This is a genomic window from Cernens ardua, assembly GCF_051251085.1.
Taxonomy (GTDB): Bacteria; Pseudomonadota; Gammaproteobacteria; order Pseudomonadales; family Halomonadaceae; genus Cernens; species Cernens ardua.
Window position 1 is genome coordinate 146491 of sequence record NZ_JBPCZH010000003.1, and the last position, 17284, is coordinate 163774.

The window sequence follows — 17284 nt, forward strand, 5'->3', positions numbered from 1 at the left end:
ACCTTTGATATAGACGATACCCTTTGGGATAACGTGCCTGTCATGATCGAAATGGAGAATGACCTTCAAGACTGGCTGGAAAAGAAACTGAGAGCACCACTCAGCGTTGGTATTGATGAAAACAGGGTAAGACGCATGGCGTTTGCGCAAACGTTAGCCGGAACAGAGCGTTGTGGCGATGTGACTTATGTGCGTCAAAAAGTGCTGCATGACATTATCTTGGAACAGGGGATAAAAGAACCTGAAGCGACTCAGCTAACAGAAGAAGCGGTCGCGCATATGCTCACACTCCGGCATCGGGTCACCCCTTTTCCTGAAGTGGATGCTATGCTGCAAACACTGAAACAGAATTATCGTTTGGCGGTTATTACCAATGGCAACGTCGATGTTAACAATCTAACCTTGGGTCAGCATTTCAATGTCTGCTACAAGGCGGGCGAAATCGGTATGCCGAAGCCCGATACACGTATTTTCCTTCATGCCCTCAAGGCGCTCGGTGGGATCGATCCTCACCATGCCATGCACGTCGGGGATTCATGGGAGAATGACGCTGAACCCGCTGCTGAGCTAGGAATGCAGGTCGCCTGGATCGATATCTTCGATGAAAAACGGACGTTACCCAACAACGTACACCGCCTGAAGCATGTTAAAGAACTACCCGATTTGTTAAAGCGCCTTGGGCAGCCTTATGGTGACTGAAAAGCGTATCAACACGTATCACTGATACGAAAATTCTGTATGGGATTGTTGACGAAAGCAGGCTTGAATCAGGCTTGCTCCAGCAGCAACTGATTCAGGCAACTTTCCAATTCGGCTACGCCCTGACGCTGGAGAGATGAAAACAGCTGAATGGATACCTCAGCGGATACAGCCTCAAGTTCTCTCTTCACTTTGTGCAGCGTATTCATCGCTGCTCCGCGCTTCAGTTTATCGGCTTTGGTCAACAGGATATGGAGAGGCAACTCTGCAGCATTCGCCCATTTCACCAACATCCAATCGAATTCAGTGAGAGGGTGACGAATGTCCATCAGCAAGACAACTCCCCTGAGTGCCTGGCGCCGCTGAAGATAATCCGACAAATGACGCTGCCATTCGTTTTTGACCTTTTCAGGGACCTTGGCAAATCCGTAGCCGGGTAAATCCACCAGGCGATGTTCGTCATCCAATGAAAAGAAGTTGATCAGCTGCGTACGCCCTGGCGTCTTTGAGGTTCGCGCCAATGACTTCTGATTGGTCAATGTGTTAATTGCGCTGGATTTTCCTGCATTGGAGCGCCCGGCAAATGCAACTTCAGCCCCTTCATCTGGCGGGCAAGTGGCTACGGTTGGCGCACTTTTCAGATAATGTGCCAAATGGTAATTGAGCTTCCGTTTGGGCTCTTGTGGGGTGAGGTCTGACATAAAAACCTGCTGCTCCAGTTTCTTTACGAAGTTGTTTAGCGCTGATTAGCCAAGTGCCGTTATAGCGGATGACTCTATTGACTGATAAAAACACTATCTAGTAATGCCCATTATGACGATTAAAGCGTTAGTGGCATATAGGATATATTTTCAGGCTTTGCCAATTGGAATACCAGACCACGCATCTTGGGTACCCGTCTTTACACAACAAATTCCGATAGACATCTTCAATATAAATAGCAATGATGACACAGAGTGTCGCATTTCGTTGGTATCAAAGTGTACCATTGAAGCACAACGATACGCGGAGATTTATCTTTTAGCATAATGGGAACCGCTATCCATGCGAAGGTGTCTGAAATGACAAGCGATGACTGCCTATATGGCCATGGTCGAGCTTCAGAAAACTTCGCTTATATTAATTAATAAGGACTGTCAGGAGAAAAAGTAATGCTTAAGAAGTTAGCGATTCTAGTGATCGCAGGAATGGCAGCACTGACTGCACTTACCTCTGTTGCTCGCGCAGACGATGGCTACCGAGTACTTTCACAGCCGGTTCAACACGAGACTCATGGAAAAATCCTTGTTCAGGAAATTTTCTGGTATGGCTGCCCTCACTGCTATGCGCTGGAACCCAGTTTCGAGAAATGGCGTGCACAGCAACCCAAGGATGTAGAGGTATCCCTGTTGCCAGCCACGTTAGGCAAAACATGGACGGAACATGCGCGTGCCTACTATGCGGCTGTTGACCTGGGCATCATTAAGAAAACACATGATGCGTTCTTCAATGCTATCCAGCGTGGCGGACAAACACTGCTTGCGCCGAATGATATTGCCAACTTTTACTCCCATTATGGCGTTACCAAAAAACAGGTACTGGATACACTGAACTCTTTCGGGCTCTCCAACCAGATCAATCAGGCACACTCTGAAGTGCTGGCTTATCAGGTATTAGGTACTCCCACCATTGTAGTGGATGGCAAATATGTGATTGATCCGCAGTCTGCGGGTGGGCTGGAAAACATGCTGAATGTAACTGACCACGTTATCAGCATGGTACGTGCTCAGCAGAATCACTCCTGAGTTCAACGGACAAGGCCCCCTTGAATCATTATCCTCCTGTCCATAATCCACAGAGCCCCCAGCTGGGGGCTTTTCTCATGAAGCAGGTAGAATCCCGTGCCGTCGTCATCTCAAAAAAACATGCCCAACACGATTCGGTTGATGACATTCAACCTTCAGGTCGGCATTAGTACTCAATCCTTCTATCAGTACTTTACTCATAGCTGGCAGCATTTTCTGCCTAATGCGAAACGCAACAAGCGTCTCGCATTGATTGCTGAAATGTTCAAACGCTACGACATTATCGGATTGCAGGAAGTGGATGGGGGCAGTTTCAGGTCGGGGCATACCAATCAAATCAAATACCTCGCCAGAAGTGCTCACATTCCATACAGTTATCAACAACTTAATCGAGACCTGGGCAAGTTTGCGCAACACAGTAATGGGCTGCTAAGCCGCTTTCCCGTCACTCATGTTGAAAACCACAAGTTACCGGGGCCGCCGGGGCGGGGTGCCATGCATGCACGGTTGGGCGACGGGCCAGACGCTTTGCATATTTTTGTAGCCCATTTGGCACTGGGCCAGAAAACTCAAGCTAAACAATTGGACTATCTCAGTACACTGGTGGCGCCGCTCAAACATGTGGTTCTAATGGGAGATCTGAACGCGACAAGTGAGCAATTACGAAAGCACCCTCACCTGTTCGATGCCTTGAACCTGAAAGCACTTGAAACCTTGCTCAGCTACCCGGCCTGGCAACCAAATCGGGCACTGGATCATATTCTTATATCGAAGACACTACGGGTAAAACAGTATCACGTGCTGGATCAGCTGTTTTCGGATCACCTGCCTATTGCTGCAGAGATAGCGCTTCCTCCAGAATGCCTCGCGGCAATAACATCACCACGTGCTGGTAAAGGGCCCGAAAGCCTACTCGTGTAACCCATTTCATCGCTGTCATAGTCCAAGGAGAGAGACAGCTCATGGAGAGGGTATCCCTGATATTAGAGCCTCTTTATACCTGTGGTGGCCCCCACTCCAAAACCGCTTACTTCTGTGCGATACCCCTTCTATTACGATCCAACGAAACCATAAAACGTCGCAGATACGGCAATCAGTCCGATAATAACGACAAACACGTTGGAGGGCGCCCCTTTGTAACGAGCCATCGCAGGCACAAAAGCAACCGCCGCCATGGGTACCAGAAAGAGGAGTAGCGCAATCACGGGGCCGCCCAGGCTTTCAATCAATCCCAGGATGCTCGGATTCAACGCAGACACACCCCAGCAACACAGGAACATGAAAAGGGTGACTAACAGATCCATCCGACGACTACCGTTGCCCATTAACCCGCGAAAACCTTCACGTGCACCGATATAGTGACCCAGAAAAGATTTGCTGATGGCGACCAAGGCAATAATCGGGGCGGCGATGGCGATCACTGGCGTGTGCAGATAGTCGGCCAGATAGCTCAACATAGAAACATTCTGATGTTCGGCGTCAGCCAGGTTTGCGGGGGAGACCGTCATAACGCAGCTAACCACAAAGAAAATCACCGTAACAACCATCAGCAAATGAGCCACCGCTAGCAAACGAGCGCTTCGGGGTTCTGCATTTACACCATACCTTTCCCTCTGGGCCACGGAAAAAGCCGAGATCATCGGGGTATGATTGAATGAAAATACCATGACAGGGATTGCCAGCCACAGCGTGGTGATCATATGCCCCACATGAATAGGTTGATGGGCAGTTGCCAGAAAATCGCCCTTCCAGTGAGGGATCAAGAGAAGAGCCAACGCCACTAATGCTGCGATGAAAGGGTAGACCAGAAAACTCATGACCCGCAGAATGACGCGCTGCCCACCTTTTGCAATAAGAACCAGTATGCCAATCAATACCAGCGACAATAATGAGCGCGGTAACGGATCAATCCCGATCTGATGAATCAGCAAACTTTCTACCGTATTGGTAATAGCCACGCTGTAGACCAGAAGAATCGGGAAAACGGCGAAAAAATAAAGCCCAGTAAGTAATTTACCCCAAGTGGGACCAAAAAAGCGTTTTAGCGTATCCGTCAGATCACGGTCACCTTGCTCGGCACCGGCCAAAATAAATCGTGTCAGGCCACGATGAGCAAAGAAGGTGACAGGAAAGGCCAGCAAGGCAATCAACAATAAAGGCCAAATGCCACCAATCCCTGCATTTATGGGAAGGAATAGGGTACCGGCCCCAACAGCCGTGCCGTACAAGGCGAGAATCCAGTGAATATCCCCACGATTAAGGCGCTGGTTAATGACGGTATCAGCCCCTGTATGATGATTAGAGTTTACTTCTGAAATAGACGACTGCTTCATTGAATACTACGACCGCATGAAAGATGTTTGTCAGACCAATTCTTCGACCAGCCTGCACGACCCAAACTAAAACCACGCACTGCGCTGCTCAATTCCCCCCAAGAGATCCATCCATTTATAGTATTGATGAACAACCAGACGGGCACTAAGTCTTGATGCAGGAAAGGGATTCTACCTAACCTGAGATTCCTTGTCTTTCATTGCGACAAAATTTGCTTCTTTGAGCAGAAAATTCCAACGAAACGAGAGCACAACTAAAATACGCAATACGCCCCGGACAGCGAAAGACTGACCGGGGCGTATCAAAGTGATTTCATACTGAAATCGTTTTACATTACCGCGCAGGTTGATTCACTTGTTCAAAACCCGACAGGCAGCGCTATCTGCGCCAGATGAATCAACGGTTGAGGATAAATACCAACGATGAGCGTCAACAGGGCTGCAACACCCACGGTAAACGCGCCTACCGCTTGCCCTCCACCTACGGGTGCGTGGATCGTATCTGATGATTCAGGCTGGAACAAAGCGACCATCGTACGCAGGTAGTAATAGAGGCCAATGGCACTCCCGATGATCACCGCACCGACCAACCACCAAAGCCCATCATTCATATCAAGGGCAAGTACATAAAACTTGCCAATGAAGCCCGCTGTCAATGGAATACCCGCAAGTGACAGCAACATGAAAGCCATGAAGACAGCCAACACTGGACGGCGCCAGTAAAGCCCGCGCAGTTGATTGATGTGGCCGGCTTCTTCACCCAGATAAGGGCTGGAGCATAGTGATACCACACCGAACCCGCCCAATGATGTCAGTACATACGCCACCAGGTATAGCGCGGTTGTCTCCATTACCAAATGGCCGCCCATCGAGATATGACCATTACCATTGGTCACACCGGATCGAAGGGCAACAATGACCGAAAGCAGATAACCCATGTGGGCAATGGACGAGTATGCCAGTAAGCGTTTCACATTGCGCTGTTTCAGTGCCAGCAGGTTACCCGCCAACATGGAAAGCACAGCGATAATGCCAACGATGACAGACAGCTTCAGGCTGAATGTCGGTACCATCATCACAAAGCGAACAAATACCGCAAATACCGATACCTTGCTGACAGTGGCCAAAAAGGCAGAAACAGGTGCGGGCGCTCCTTCGTAGACATCGGAAGTCCACATATGGAAAGGCACGATGGAGAGCTTGAAGCCCAGCCCGATCACGATCATGCCCACCCCGATCAGTGTCCAGACGTTCACCGAATCAGAGAAGACGAGGCGCAGACCAAGCCCCGCGAAATCAAGTACCCCATAGGCCGCGAACAGCAGTGCCATACCGAAAAGCAGGAAGGCCGAAGCAACGGCGGACAGCACCATGTACTTGATCCCTGCCTCCAGCGACATCCGCTGCTGGAAGGTATAAGCCGCCATGCCATATAGCGCGACCGACATCAGCTCCAGCCCTACGAACAGTGAGGCCATATGGATGCTACTCGCCAGTACCAAGGCCCCAAGGGTGGAGCAAAGCAACAGCAGATAAAATTCATCGCGGTGCTCTTTCAACCCTTCCAGATAGGAAAAGGCAAAGATGTTGCAGGCAAGTGCGCCGATCAGGATCAACGCACTATAGAACAACGAATAACCATCAACTATCAGCATCGGGGTTACTGGTGTGGGGAAGCCCATACCACTGGCAGCCAATGAGCTGCCGGAATGCCATACCCAAAATACGGAAAGCAGGGCGAGAACAAGGCCAATACCGCTCAACGTAGCGTTGAGCAGATGGTTGCGACGCCAAGCCACCGATAGCATGACGACGACGACCGTGATGCCAACGATAACCATCGGCAGGATCGCAAATAAATGTGTCAGTGTCAGATTCATGGCGGCTCAGTCTATTGAAGCAAAGTAGGAACAGAGAACCACTGTGCGATTTCTGTCATTGGTTGCAGTGAGGCATTCAATACCAACTGCGGATAGAAACCAACGAACAGCAATAGCACGAGTGCCAATCCCAGCATAAAGGTTTCACGCACACTCAAACCCGCAAATGTGCCCTCGATCTTCGGTTCACCATAGTAGATGCGGTGAAGAATGGTCAGCGCATAAACCGATGCCAGCACCAGACCAATACTGGCTAACACGACTACCCACGGCCATGCGCCGAAGGCTCCGAAGAGAATCAGGAATTCACCGATGAAGTTGGCCGTTCCGGGAATCCCCAGGGATGCCATCGCAAAGGCCAAAGAGAACCCTGAAAGAGCACCCACACGCCCAAAGAGGCCACCCATTTGGCTCATGTCACGTGTTTTCAAACGGTTATACAAACCACCCGAAATAATAAACAGTGCTGAACCGGAGAGCGCCGATGCGATCATTAATACGACCGAACCTTGTAGCGCGAGTGTACTGCCGGAGTAGATAGCGATCAGAACAAAGCCCATATGGGAAATGGTCGAATACGCCAGCAGTCGCTTGATGTCCTTTTGTGCAAAGGCCATAACAGCACCGTAATAAATGCTGATCAAACCAAGCACCATGGCAACAGGCGCAAACAGGGCTGATTGCTCAGGGAACAGGGGCAAGGCAAAACGCAGCAAGCCAAACCCGGCCGTTTTGATCATGATACCGGCAAGATCGAGCGATCCGGCACTGGGGCCATGGGCATGGGCATCAGGCATCCAGCCATGGAATGGCACAACAGGCAATTTGACCGCAAAGGCAATGAAGAAGCCCAGCATCAAGACCATGCCAAAGGCTCCGCCTACGTGCGTCCCCAACAGCAAGTCATAATCAAAGGTAATGACACCTGTTTGTGAATAGTGCACAAACACCAGTCCGATAATGGCCAACAACATCAACAGCCCAGAGGACTGGGTGTAGATAAAGAATTTCACCGCTGCGCGTGTGTTGGACTGGCGATCGCTGCCCTTGAATCCCCATAGCGAGATAAGGAAATACATCGGGATCAGCATGACTTCCCAGAAGAAGAAGAACAGGAAGAGATCAACCGCCAGAAAGATACCTACCACCGTTGTCAGCAACAGCAGAAGATTAAAGTAGAAAGCGCCATTACGGCCTTCCAGATCATGCCACGCACAGACAACAGAGAGCAGTCCAACCACGCCTGTCAGCACTACCATCAACAACCCGAAGCCGTCCAATGCCAAATGGATGGAAATACCGAAACGCGGTATCCAGGCCAGCTGGAACTGGTCACTCCACACGGGGACGTGTGTTGGATCAGTGAAGGAGTAGGTCCCCGTCCACCAAAGCCAAATTGATAGAACGAGAAGTAACAATGTGCTCAACAGCGCGATGACGCGGGGCACTTTGAGGCCCATGTTACCAGTCAGCCAACATAACAGGCCGCCGATGAATGGGATCAGTATGAGCCAGAGGAGAATCATGAGAGTTTCGATTCCTTTTCCTTTATTGGGTCCACCTTCGCTCCGCCCTCAGGGGAGGAGGTGGACCTCACGTCATCAAGCAATCAACAGTGCCGCTACGATCAGCGTTGCACCCACCAGGAATGTCGCTGCATAGGCCCGAACCTGACCATTCTGCGTAGCGGACATTGCCGAATTACCCAAGCGCACAAGCGCTGGTACAAGGTCCATCAGGCCATTAACCCAATCACACTTGTGCAAACGTGTAATGAAGAGATAAGGCTTGACGAACACACGGTCATAGATCGCATCAAAACCGAAGGCCGAATTGAAGAAGCGCCAGATTTTGGTGCCCTCTTCTGTCTCGACTATCGACTTGATCAGCGAACGACGACCGAGGAACAGGATTGCCGCAATCCCGAGACCGATCAGCGCGAGCGCGGAGGAGAGAATTTCAAGCGAAAGTTCCATTCCCCCACTCAAATGATGCTGAATTCCGGGCAATACGTGTGACAGCGGTTGTTTGATGAAAATAGCTCCCAGGAACGTTGAGAGAATCATCAGCACTGTCAGCGGCAGAAAATGAGCAATACCATGGTTGCCATGCGCATGAATATTCGGTTTACCATGGAAAGCAATGAAAATCATGCGGAAGGTATAGATGGATGTCTGTAATGCTCCGATCAATCCACCCAGCCACAACACGGTGTGACCATTCGCATAGGATTGCCAGAGGATGGCGTCCTTGGAATAGAAACCCGCCGTGACCAATGGAAGAGCTGACAACGCAGCACCACCGACCAGGAAGCAGGCATAGGCAAACGGGATCTGCTTACGTAATCCACCCATTTTGAAGATGTTCTGTTCGTGATGGCAGGAAATGATGACCGAGCCGGAAGCAAGGAACAACAGTGCTTTGAAGAAGGCATGGATCATCAGGTGGAAGATCGCCGCATCCCAGGCCTGCACACCCAGCGCCAGGAACATATAGCCGATCTGCCCCATGGTGGAGTAAGCCAAAACACGTTTGATATCAGTCTGCGCGAAGGCAGAGAAGCCTGCGATCAATAGTGTCAGCATGCCAATGATACCGACCAGCTCCAACGTGAAGGGAGCCTGCAGGAAGACCACATGCATACGGGCAATCAGATATACCCCGGCCGTTACCATGGTGGCAGCGTGAATCAGAGCAGAGACAGGTGTCGGCCCCGCCATCGCATCTGCCAGCCAGGTTTGCAGCGGCAACTGAGCTGATTTACCTACCGCACCGCCGAGTAACATGAGGGCGGTCAATTCAGTCAACAACGACCCTTTTGCCAGTATATGTGGCGCCATGGCAGCGATGGCCTGAATATCCAGCGTACCGAACTGCACCCATAGAAGGAACATACCGATAGCGAGGAAGACATCACCGATACGCGTAATGATAAATGCTTTAAAGGCTGCACACGCATTATCAATGCCGCGATAGTAATAACCGATCAGCAGATAGGAGCAAAGCCCAACGCCTTCCCAACCGAGGAACAAAAGCAGCAGGTTGTTGCCTAACACCAGTATCAACATGCTGAACACGAACAGATTCATGTAACAGAAAAAACGGGAGTAGAGGTAACCGTGCTGATCCTTGAGGTCTTCACGCATGTACCACGAGGCAAACAAATGGATCAGGAAGCCTACACCCGTGATAACCCCAAGCATGGTAAGCGAGAGACCATCCAGCCGGTAATCAAAACCGACATTGAAATGCCCTACTGAAATCCAGGTCCATAGATGCTGAACGTAAGGAAGTTGCCCGTGACCAAAGAAGCTGATACCCACCAGCAGGGTGGTCAGCGCCGCCAGGGCCACTGAACCAACACCAATGGTGGCTGCAAGATTGACCGGCATACGCCGGAAACATGCAAGCGCCACGGCCCCTAGGAGCGGAAAGAGTGTGACGAGAAATAAACTGTTCATCCTTTCATCTCACTGACGGCATCAATATCCAATGTCTTGAAGCGACGATGGAGCTGGATCAGAAACGCAAGGCCGATACTCGCTTCTGCCGCTGCCAGTGTGATGATCAATATGAACATCACCTCACCATCGGGCTTACCCCATGCTGCTCCGGCGACCACAAAGGCCAGTGCGGCAGCATTCATCATTATTTCAAGGCACATCAGCATGAATAACATGTTACGACGTACCAGAAGTCCTGAGGCACCGATCACAAAAAGAATCAGCGCAAGAAACAGTCCGTGTCCCATCGGAATGGAAGCCAACGTATTCATTTTACTCCCTCCCCTCTGTCGTCGTTATGACCTTCGTCACGCCCCACGTGGGTCGCTGTGACCAAAGCCGCCAGCAGAAGGAATGCCGCCAGTTCAACCATGACAATATAAGGGCCAAAGAGGGAAGTACCGACCTGCGTGGGTGTTTGAGTCGTCCCCGTGATGGCGGTACCGGTCGAGTCCATGATCAGAGTAATACCCATCACCACCAGCAAAACAGCAGCCATGACACTGGGCCAAACCCATACGCCCGGCTTGAGCCATGCCCGTTCCTGCTCGACGACCTCGCGCCCGAGGTTAAGCATCATCACCACAAAGACGAACAACACCATGATGGCGCCGGCATAGACAATGATTTCGAGGATACCGGCAAATTCAGCTCCAAGGGAGAAGAACACCATTGCAATCGCAACAAGCGAAACAATGAGATTAAGCAGCGCATGAACCGGATGAGTACCGGTTACCACTCCCAGAGTGGCCATGACGGCAACGACTGCTGATAGATAGAAGGAAAATTCCATGGCTTTTATAACCTTATCTGGCTCATGGCAGCAGTGATTTGACGTTGATAGGCTCTGCTTCGTTCTGAGCCTCCCCTTTATCCTTGCCGGCAATCGACAAGCCCGCGACACGATAGAAGTTGTAATCGTGATCTTTACCCGGTCCTGAAATCAGCAAGTCCTTTTTCTCGAACACCAGATCCTGGCGCTTGAAATCACCCAGTTCGAAATCGGGTGTCAGCTGAATGGCTGAGGTAGGACATGCTTCTTCACAAAGGCCACAGAAAATGCAGCGGGAAAAATTGATACGGAAGAATTCCGGATACCAACGCCCGTCTTCTTTCTCCCCTTTCTGCAGTGAAATACAGCCCACCGGACAGGCCACAGCACAGAGGTTACAGGCAACACAGCGTTCCTCACCATCCGGATCACGTGTCAGTACGATGCGACCACGATAACGCGGCGGCAGATAGACCTTCTGCTCAGGATATTGCAGTGTTTCACGCTTTCTAAAAGCATGACAGAAGACCATCCACACTGTGCGGATCTGAGTCCAGGTGCCATGCAGCAACTTGATAATCATGGCATTCCCCCTTAATGAGCCGGAGCGTGAAGCAGTACTACAACGCCCGTTACCAGCAGATTGATCAGAGTCAAGGGCAAGCAGATTTTCCAGCCGAAGCTCATCACGCGGTCATAGCGTGGGCGCGGCAGTGCGGCCCTGATCAGAATGAAGAACAGCATCCAGAAGATGGTCTTGATCGCGAACCAGACGAATGGCGGCAGGAAGGGCCCTTGCCAGCCACCGAAGAACAGGACCACCAACAAGGCGGATACGAGCGTAATTCCGACGTATTCTCCAACGAAGAACATCCCCCACTTCATACCGGAGTATTCGATGTGGAAACCATCCGCCAATTCCTGCTCGGCTTCAGGTTGGTCGAAGGGATGACGGTGCGTTACTGCGATACCGGCCACAAGGAATGTCACAAAGCCAAAGAACTGCGGCACAACAAACCAGAGATGGCGCTGTTCAAGAACGATATCACGCAGGTTGAAGGAACCCGTGACCGCCACGATCCCCATAAGTGACAAGCCGAGGAAGACTTCATAGGAGATGGTTTGTGCCGAGGCACGCATGGCACCAATCAACGCATACTTGTTCGCACTGGAGTAACCACCAAAGAGGACGGCATATACGTTCAGGCCAGCCATGGCCATGAAGAACAACAGTCCAATGTTCAGGTTGGCAACGCCCCACCCCGGTGTGATCGGGATCACCATAAAGGCAAGGATGATCGTCCCCATGGAAACCATCGGTGCCAGAACAAACAGGCGTTTGTCGGCAAAGGGAGGAATCCAGTCTTCCTTGAAGAACATCTTCAGCATGTCGGCAGCCAACTGCAGTGAACCGAATGGGCCCACGCGATTGGGGCCATAGCGATCCTGCCACAGGCCAAGCATGCGACGTTCAACAAAACTCATGAAAGCGCCGACAACAACAGCCACCAACATAATGATGACGGCCTGAATAACGGCCACAACAACATCAATGATTTCTACACTTGAGCTCATGCGCGTACCTCCTGCTCAAGGCGAGCCCATTCACCGAAAATATCCACCGGTATATCCTTCAGACCGCGAGGAATGCCGATGACACCACGGCGTAGCTGGCTTGAAACACGAATGGGCAGTAACAACTCATGTTTGCCTACGTTGACACGCACTTTGCTATTACGATCAAGGCCAAGCGTGTCTACATCAGCGGCGCCCAGTGCAATGTAGGGTTCAGGGGTACGTTCCTGTACCGGTTTGGCACGTGCACTGGTTTCTTCACTACCATGCAAATGATAGAGAGGAACAACCTGCCAACGGTCATGATAAAGCTGGAAGGCAGAAGGGATATCGGTGAAATATGCGAAAGAACGCCCTTCACTTTCAGTAGCCGGTTCAATCAGGCGAACACCGGGATCCCCCGCTTTCAGGCTACCGCCCACTTCATCCTGGAACTTGTTCCAGGCTTGTGGAGAGTTCCAGCCCGGTGACCAGGCAAACGGAATCTGCTGACGAGGGATATGCGAGCCGCTGTACCCTTCCATGGAGAAGGCAAACGCAGTATCCGCATCCTGCGGCTGACGAGGTTCGACCACGCTGATATTTGCCCGCATAGCCGTACGGCCACTTGAGCGAATGGGGGAGCGGGCCAGTTTCTGCCCCTTGATACGGAATGCCGCGTTGGGCGCTGCGTTTTCAATACCTTCCAATTGCGGATACGTTTTAGCCACTTCATGTGTTACGTGATCCAGAAGTGTCCAGTCCACCGGACGATCTTCCATGGTGGTATGCAAGGCATGTAACCAACGCCATGATTCGTGAGTTTGGTCATCCGGGCGATAGTAGGTAGGTTCATACACCTGGAAGGAGCGTTGGGCACGCCCTTCCTGACTGACCAGTGTGCCATCGGCCTCGGCAAAGGTAGCTGCCGGGAACACGATGTCCGCACGTAGGCAAGTGGGTGTGGGGGTATGATCCACTACAAGAAGCGTATCTGCACTGTCCAGTGCTTCATCAACACGTTTTGCAGGAAGACGGCGGTAAAGGTCATTTTCGACCACAATAGCCGCATCGGCTTCTTCACGGGTCAGGGCTTTCAAGGCCCAATCCAGTGAATGCCCGCCCATCATCGCAAGACCAACGCTGTTGGCTTCGCTGGCGACCAGACTCAGTGAACCATTGAGATCGGCATGCTTGAACGCACGTGCCAAATTGGCCGCCGCTCTGAGTATGGCAGTGGAACGCAGAGATTCCCCAGCAATAATCAAAGGACGTTTGGCAGAGCGAATCACTTCAGCGATTTCATTCACTTGTGCGAGCAGATCATCATCCAGATCACCGACACCCGGTGCCGATTCATCAATGGCATGGGCCAGCGCGAAACCGAAACGCGCGATTTCATCCGGTGTACCATGAAGAGTATCGCGAGCGATGTCATCCAGTTTGGTTTCAGTCACTGTCGCCAGATAAACAGGGTATTTGTGACCTTGGGCGTAATTATCGACAGCCGCCACGTTCCAGTCTGGAATCTTGTACTGCCCGGCAATATCCGTTGCCCCTGCGCGGGCTGCCTGACGGACAGACAATGCCATACGAGCCGCAGTTTGAGTCAGATCTTCACCAAGGACGATAACAGCATCATGCTGCTCGATTTCACGCATGGAAGGGGTAGGCAGACCACAATCACGCAGAATACGCTGCATGAAATAAAGGCGCTCAAGCTCACCTTCTTCGATACCGGTAGAGAAGTTTTCTTCACCTACCAACTCGCGCAGTGCATAGTTACTTTCAAGGCTGGCACGGGGAGAACCAATACCGATAATGCGTTTGGCTGCGTTTAGGCGATCTGCAGTACGATCCAACGCCTGATCAATACTTAAAGTGATGTCCATGTCTTCATGGGCGCTGTCACGCAACAGGGCCAGACGAGGACGATCGGCATTATTGACATAGCCATAACCAAAACGACCGCGGTCACACAGGAAGTATTGGTTTACTGCACCGTTGTAGCGGTTTTCAATGCGGCGTAATTCACCATAGCGCTCTCCGGGGCTGATATTACAGCCACTGGAACAACCATGGCAGATGCTCGGGGCAAACTGCAGATCCCATTTACGGGTATAGTGTGCACCGTGGGTTTTATCGGTAAACACACCGGTCGGACAGACTTCGGTCAGGTTACCGGAGAATTCGCTCTCCAGCGTACCGTCCTGGACACGTCCGAAATAGACGTTGTCATGAGCGCCAAAGACACCCAGATCCGTTCCGCCTGCATAGTCCTTGTAGAAGCGGACACAGCGATAGCAGGAGATACAACGGTTCATTTCGTGTTTAACGAAGGGGCCGAGATCCTGGTTCTTGTGCGTGCGCTTGGTCCCGCGATAACGGCGACGGTCATGCCCCGTCATGACGGTCATGTCCTGAAGGTGGCAATGCCCCCCTTCAGCACATACCGGACAATCATGTGGGTGGTTGCGCATCAGATATTCAACAACACTGGCGCGGAATTTTACCGCTTCGTCGTCTTCAATCGAGATATAGCTGTCGTCCTGAATGCCTGTCATGCACGACATCACCAGACGCCCACGGGTATCGTCCTTGTCGCGGTACTGTTTAACAGCACACTGGCGACAGGAACCCACACTCCCGAGGGAGGGATGCCAGCAGAAATAAGGCACGTCGAGGCCCAGCGACAGACAGGCCTGAAGCAGGTTTTCTGCTCCGTCGACTTCGTAATCCTTGCCGTCTATATGGATAGTGGCCATGGCTAGTCTTTCCGGTCTTGATTCAACATAACGTCGAATCCTTTTAATCCTGTTATCCGCGGCCGATATTGGCCCGGTCCCTGCTCAATGAGGTATTCACCTCAGGAAGCTTCTACCGACTCTGGTGCTGTGCTGGGTGCAACAGAGGGTATACCTGCTTCAAACTCTTCACGGAAGTAACGAATACCACTTCCCAGGGGCGTAATCGCCCCCGGTGCGAGAGCACAGAAAGTATTCCCCGGCCCCGCGTTGTGGACGATCTCTTCCAGTAACTCGACATCCCCCGGTCGGCCTTTCCCTTCTTCGAGGGCTCTCAGCAACTTCACTGACCAGGGCAAGCCATCGCGGCATGGCGTACACCAGCCGCAGGATTCATGTGCCATGAACTCTTCAATGTTGCGCAGTACAGACACAATGCTTGTTTTGCTATCAACGGCCATGGCCAGCGCCGTTCCCATACGAGAACCAATGGCACCAAAACCGTTGGAGCACATCTGAATATCCAGCATGTCAGCGGGAAGCATGTCAGTCCCTGCCCCACCCGGTTGCCATGCCTTGAGCGTAAGCCCATCCTGCATGCCACCGGCGTAGTCTTCGAGAAGCTCACGTGCAGTAATGCCCAGCGGGACTTCCCAAAGCCCGGGATTCTTGACCTTACCGGTGAAGCCCATCAGCTTGGTGCCATGATCCTGTGACCCTTCACGGCACAACCCATGGAACCACTCAACGCCTTGCGCCAATACCGACGGCACACCGCACAACGTTTCTACATTGTTGACAACGGTGGGCTTACCCCATGCGCCGGATTGCCCCGGGAATGGAGGCTTGGCCCGAGGATTGGCACGCTTGCCTTCCAATGAGTTGATCAGTGCGGTTTCTTCGCCACAGATATAGCGTCCAGCACCGGTATGAACAAAAAGATCGAAATCGAAGCCGGTGCCCATAATGTTTTTCCCAAGAAGGCCTGCTTCACGCGCCTCTTCAATTGCATAACGCAGATTGGCCGCCGCATGAATGTATTCACCGCGCAGGAAGACAAAACCACGGAAGGAGTTATTGGCATATGCTGCGATGATCATGCCTTCGATAAGCAGGTGAGGTTCCTGCTCCATCAAGAGGCGGTCCTTGTAGGTATTGGGCTCCATCTCGTCCGCGTTACACAGCAGGTAACCACGGGGGATGCCCTCACCTTTCATCGTCAGGCTCCACTTCACCCCTGCAGGGAAGCCAGCACCACCACGCCCTTTCACGCCGGCTTCCTTGACCATGGCTGCCACTTCTTCCGGCGTCATTTCAGTCAATGCTTTTTTGGCACCGACATACCCGTCCTTGGCACGGTAGTCATCCAGAAAGACGGGGGTGCCATCATCGTTCAGGCGCCAGGTCAATGGATGCGTATCACGTTCACGCGGACTGGTATTACAGGTACCGAATGAGGTGAGGTTTTTCGTAAATGGAGTAACAGAACTCATTTGTACGCCTCCAGTACGCTCATGACATTTTCCGGGTCGACATGGCTGTAGGTGTCGTCATCTACCATCATGGCCGGCCCTTTGTCACAGTTACCCAGGCAAACAACCGGGATCAGTGTAAAGCGGTCATCCATGGTCGTTTGGCCGACATCGATCCCGAGTTCACGTTTGATTTTGCCGCGAATGGTTTCGTAACCATTGATAAAGCACACCATGCTGTCACACAGGCGAATGATGTGGCGGCCAACAGGCTGACGAAAAATCTGACTGTAAAAAGTGGCGACACCCTCTACGTCACTGGCAGGAATTCCAAGCACTTCGGCAATCGCCGGAATCGCTTCATCCGGTACCCAGCCCTGGCGCTTCTGAACAATCTTCAGTGCCTCGATCGATGCCGCGCGGGGATTCTCGTAGTGATGAATTTCCGCTTCGATTTCGGCCAGTTCTTCCGCTGTCAGCTGGTAAGACGGACGATCACTGGCGATCAGGTCAGAGAATAGGTTTTGACGGCTGTCCATGTGA

Annotated in this window: 15 protein-coding genes; 3 read left to right on the plus strand and 12 right to left on the minus strand. The window is 51.8% G+C overall.

Going from position 1 to position 17284, the window contains the following annotated elements:
- Positions 1 to 51: 51 nt before the first annotated feature.
- Positions 52 to 699 carry an HAD family hydrolase gene (locus tag LMG33818_RS07350; RefSeq protein ID WP_442322857.1) on the plus strand — a complete coding sequence of 216 codons (648 nt, stop codon included), beginning with the start codon at positions 52 to 54 and terminating at the stop codon, positions 697 to 699.
- Positions 700 to 767: 68 nt separating this feature from the next.
- Here LMG33818_RS07350 and yihA read toward each other — a convergent pair whose 3' ends face one another.
- On the minus strand, positions 768 to 1400 hold the full coding sequence (gene yihA / locus LMG33818_RS07355) for a ribosome biogenesis GTP-binding protein YihA/YsxC (RefSeq protein ID WP_442322716.1): 633 nt from the start codon (positions 1398 to 1400) through the stop codon (positions 768 to 770).
- A gap of 450 nt (positions 1401 to 1850) precedes the next feature.
- Here yihA and LMG33818_RS07360 point away from each other — a divergent pair, with 450 nt between their 5' ends.
- Positions 1851 to 2483: a thiol:disulfide interchange protein DsbA/DsbL gene (locus LMG33818_RS07360; RefSeq protein WP_442322717.1), complete on the plus strand. Its 633-nt coding sequence runs from the start codon at positions 1851 to 1853 to the stop codon at positions 2481 to 2483.
- Between the two features lie 96 nt (positions 2484 to 2579).
- The gene (locus LMG33818_RS07365) at positions 2580 to 3404 is read left to right on the plus strand and encodes an endonuclease/exonuclease/phosphatase family protein (protein ID WP_442322718.1); all 825 of its coding nucleotides are present in this window, start codon (positions 2580 to 2582) and stop codon (positions 3402 to 3404) included.
- A 131-nt stretch (positions 3405 to 3535) separates the two neighbouring features.
- On the opposite strand, the gene LMG33818_RS07370 is transcribed toward LMG33818_RS07365, so the two are convergent.
- The 11 genes from LMG33818_RS07370 to nuoE form a co-directional block, all read right to left on the minus strand.
- Positions 3536 to 4816 (minus strand): amino acid permease, encoded by a 1281-nt coding sequence (locus LMG33818_RS07370; protein WP_442322719.1) that lies wholly within the window; start codon positions 4814 to 4816, stop codon positions 3536 to 3538.
- Between the two features lie 359 nt (positions 4817 to 5175).
- Positions 5176 to 6696, minus strand: a complete 1521-nt coding sequence (nuoN, locus tag LMG33818_RS07375) for an NADH-quinone oxidoreductase subunit NuoN (protein WP_442322720.1) — start codon at positions 6694 to 6696, stop codon at positions 5176 to 5178.
- A gap of 11 nt (positions 6697 to 6707) precedes the next feature.
- Complete coding sequence (gene nuoM / locus LMG33818_RS07380; RefSeq protein WP_442322721.1) at positions 6708 to 8222, minus strand: NADH-quinone oxidoreductase subunit M; 1515 nt, start codon at positions 8220 to 8222, stop codon at positions 6708 to 6710.
- Between the two features lie 75 nt (positions 8223 to 8297).
- Positions 8298 to 10157 carry an NADH-quinone oxidoreductase subunit L gene (nuoL, locus tag LMG33818_RS07385; protein ID WP_442322722.1) on the minus strand — a complete coding sequence of 620 codons (1860 nt, stop codon included), beginning with the start codon at positions 10155 to 10157 and terminating at the stop codon, positions 8298 to 8300.
- Complete coding sequence (nuoK, locus tag LMG33818_RS07390) at positions 10154 to 10471, minus strand: NADH-quinone oxidoreductase subunit NuoK (RefSeq protein WP_442322723.1); 318 nt, start codon at positions 10469 to 10471, stop codon at positions 10154 to 10156. The genes nuoL and nuoK overlap by 4 nt, the downstream gene beginning before the upstream one ends.
- Positions 10468 to 10992: an NADH-quinone oxidoreductase subunit J gene (nuoJ, locus tag LMG33818_RS07395; RefSeq protein ID WP_442322724.1), complete on the minus strand. Its 525-nt coding sequence runs from the start codon at positions 10990 to 10992 to the stop codon at positions 10468 to 10470. Before nuoJ ends, nuoK begins: the two co-directional genes overlap by 4 nt.
- Positions 10993 to 11014: 22 nt before the next feature.
- On the minus strand, positions 11015 to 11554 hold the full coding sequence (gene nuoI / locus LMG33818_RS07400; protein WP_442322725.1) for an NADH-quinone oxidoreductase subunit NuoI: 540 nt from the start codon (positions 11552 to 11554) through the stop codon (positions 11015 to 11017).
- A gap of 11 nt (positions 11555 to 11565) precedes the next feature.
- Complete coding sequence (gene nuoH, locus LMG33818_RS07405) at positions 11566 to 12546, minus strand: NADH-quinone oxidoreductase subunit NuoH (protein ID WP_442322726.1); 981 nt, start codon at positions 12544 to 12546, stop codon at positions 11566 to 11568.
- Positions 12543 to 15290: an NADH-quinone oxidoreductase subunit NuoG gene (gene nuoG / locus LMG33818_RS07410; protein ID WP_442322727.1), complete on the minus strand. Its 2748-nt coding sequence runs from the start codon at positions 15288 to 15290 to the stop codon at positions 12543 to 12545. Before nuoG ends, nuoH begins: the two co-directional genes overlap by 4 nt.
- 101 nt (positions 15291 to 15391) lie before the next feature.
- A complete protein-coding gene (nuoF, locus tag LMG33818_RS07415) occupies positions 15392 to 16762 on the minus strand; it encodes an NADH-quinone oxidoreductase subunit NuoF (protein WP_442322728.1) in 1371 nt (456 codons plus the stop codon).
- Positions 16759 to 17280, minus strand: coding sequence for an NADH-quinone oxidoreductase subunit NuoE (gene nuoE / locus LMG33818_RS07420; protein WP_442322729.1), 522 nt, complete (start codon positions 17278 to 17280; stop codon positions 16759 to 16761). The genes nuoF and nuoE overlap by 4 nt, the downstream gene beginning before the upstream one ends.
- Positions 17281 to 17284 lie beyond the last annotated feature (4 nt).

Excerpts from the sequence above, each read along its gene's own strand:
- nuoE (WP_442322729.1), bottom strand. The coding sequence starts at position 17,280 with ATGGACAGCCGTCAAAACCTATTCTCTGACCTGATCGCCAGTGATCGT.
- LMG33818_RS07350 (WP_442322857.1), top strand. The coding sequence starts at position 52 with ATGGAGAATGACCTTCAAGACTGGCTGGAAAAGAAACTGAGAGCACCA.
- nuoN (WP_442322720.1), bottom strand. The coding sequence starts at position 6,696 with ATGAATCTGACACTGACACATTTATTTGCGATCCTGCCGATGGTTATC.
- nuoG (WP_442322727.1), bottom strand. The coding sequence starts at position 15,290 with ATGGCCACTATCCATATAGACGGCAAGGATTACGAAGTCGACGGAGCA.
- LMG33818_RS07370 (WP_442322719.1), bottom strand. The coding sequence starts at position 4,816 with ATGAAGCAGTCGTCTATTTCAGAAGTAAACTCTAATCATCATACAGGG.
- nuoK (WP_442322723.1), bottom strand. The coding sequence starts at position 10,471 with ATGAATACGTTGGCTTCCATTCCGATGGGACACGGACTGTTTCTTGCG.
- nuoF (WP_442322728.1), bottom strand. The coding sequence starts at position 16,762 with ATGAGTTCTGTTACTCCATTTACGAAAAACCTCACCTCATTCGGTACC.
- nuoI (WP_442322725.1), bottom strand. The coding sequence starts at position 11,554 with ATGATTATCAAGTTGCTGCATGGCACCTGGACTCAGATCCGCACAGTG.
- LMG33818_RS07360 (WP_442322717.1), top strand. The coding sequence starts at position 1,851 with ATGCTTAAGAAGTTAGCGATTCTAGTGATCGCAGGAATGGCAGCACTG.
- yihA (WP_442322716.1), bottom strand. The coding sequence starts at position 1,400 with ATGTCAGACCTCACCCCACAAGAGCCCAAACGGAAGCTCAATTACCAT.
- nuoL (WP_442322722.1), bottom strand. The coding sequence starts at position 10,157 with ATGAACAGTTTATTTCTCGTCACACTCTTTCCGCTCCTAGGGGCCGTG.
- nuoJ (WP_442322724.1), bottom strand. The coding sequence starts at position 10,992 with ATGGAATTTTCCTTCTATCTATCAGCAGTCGTTGCCGTCATGGCCACT.
- nuoM (WP_442322721.1), bottom strand. The coding sequence starts at position 8,222 with ATGATTCTCCTCTGGCTCATACTGATCCCATTCATCGGCGGCCTGTTA.
- nuoH (WP_442322726.1), bottom strand. The coding sequence starts at position 12,546 with ATGAGCTCAAGTGTAGAAATCATTGATGTTGTTGTGGCCGTTATTCAG.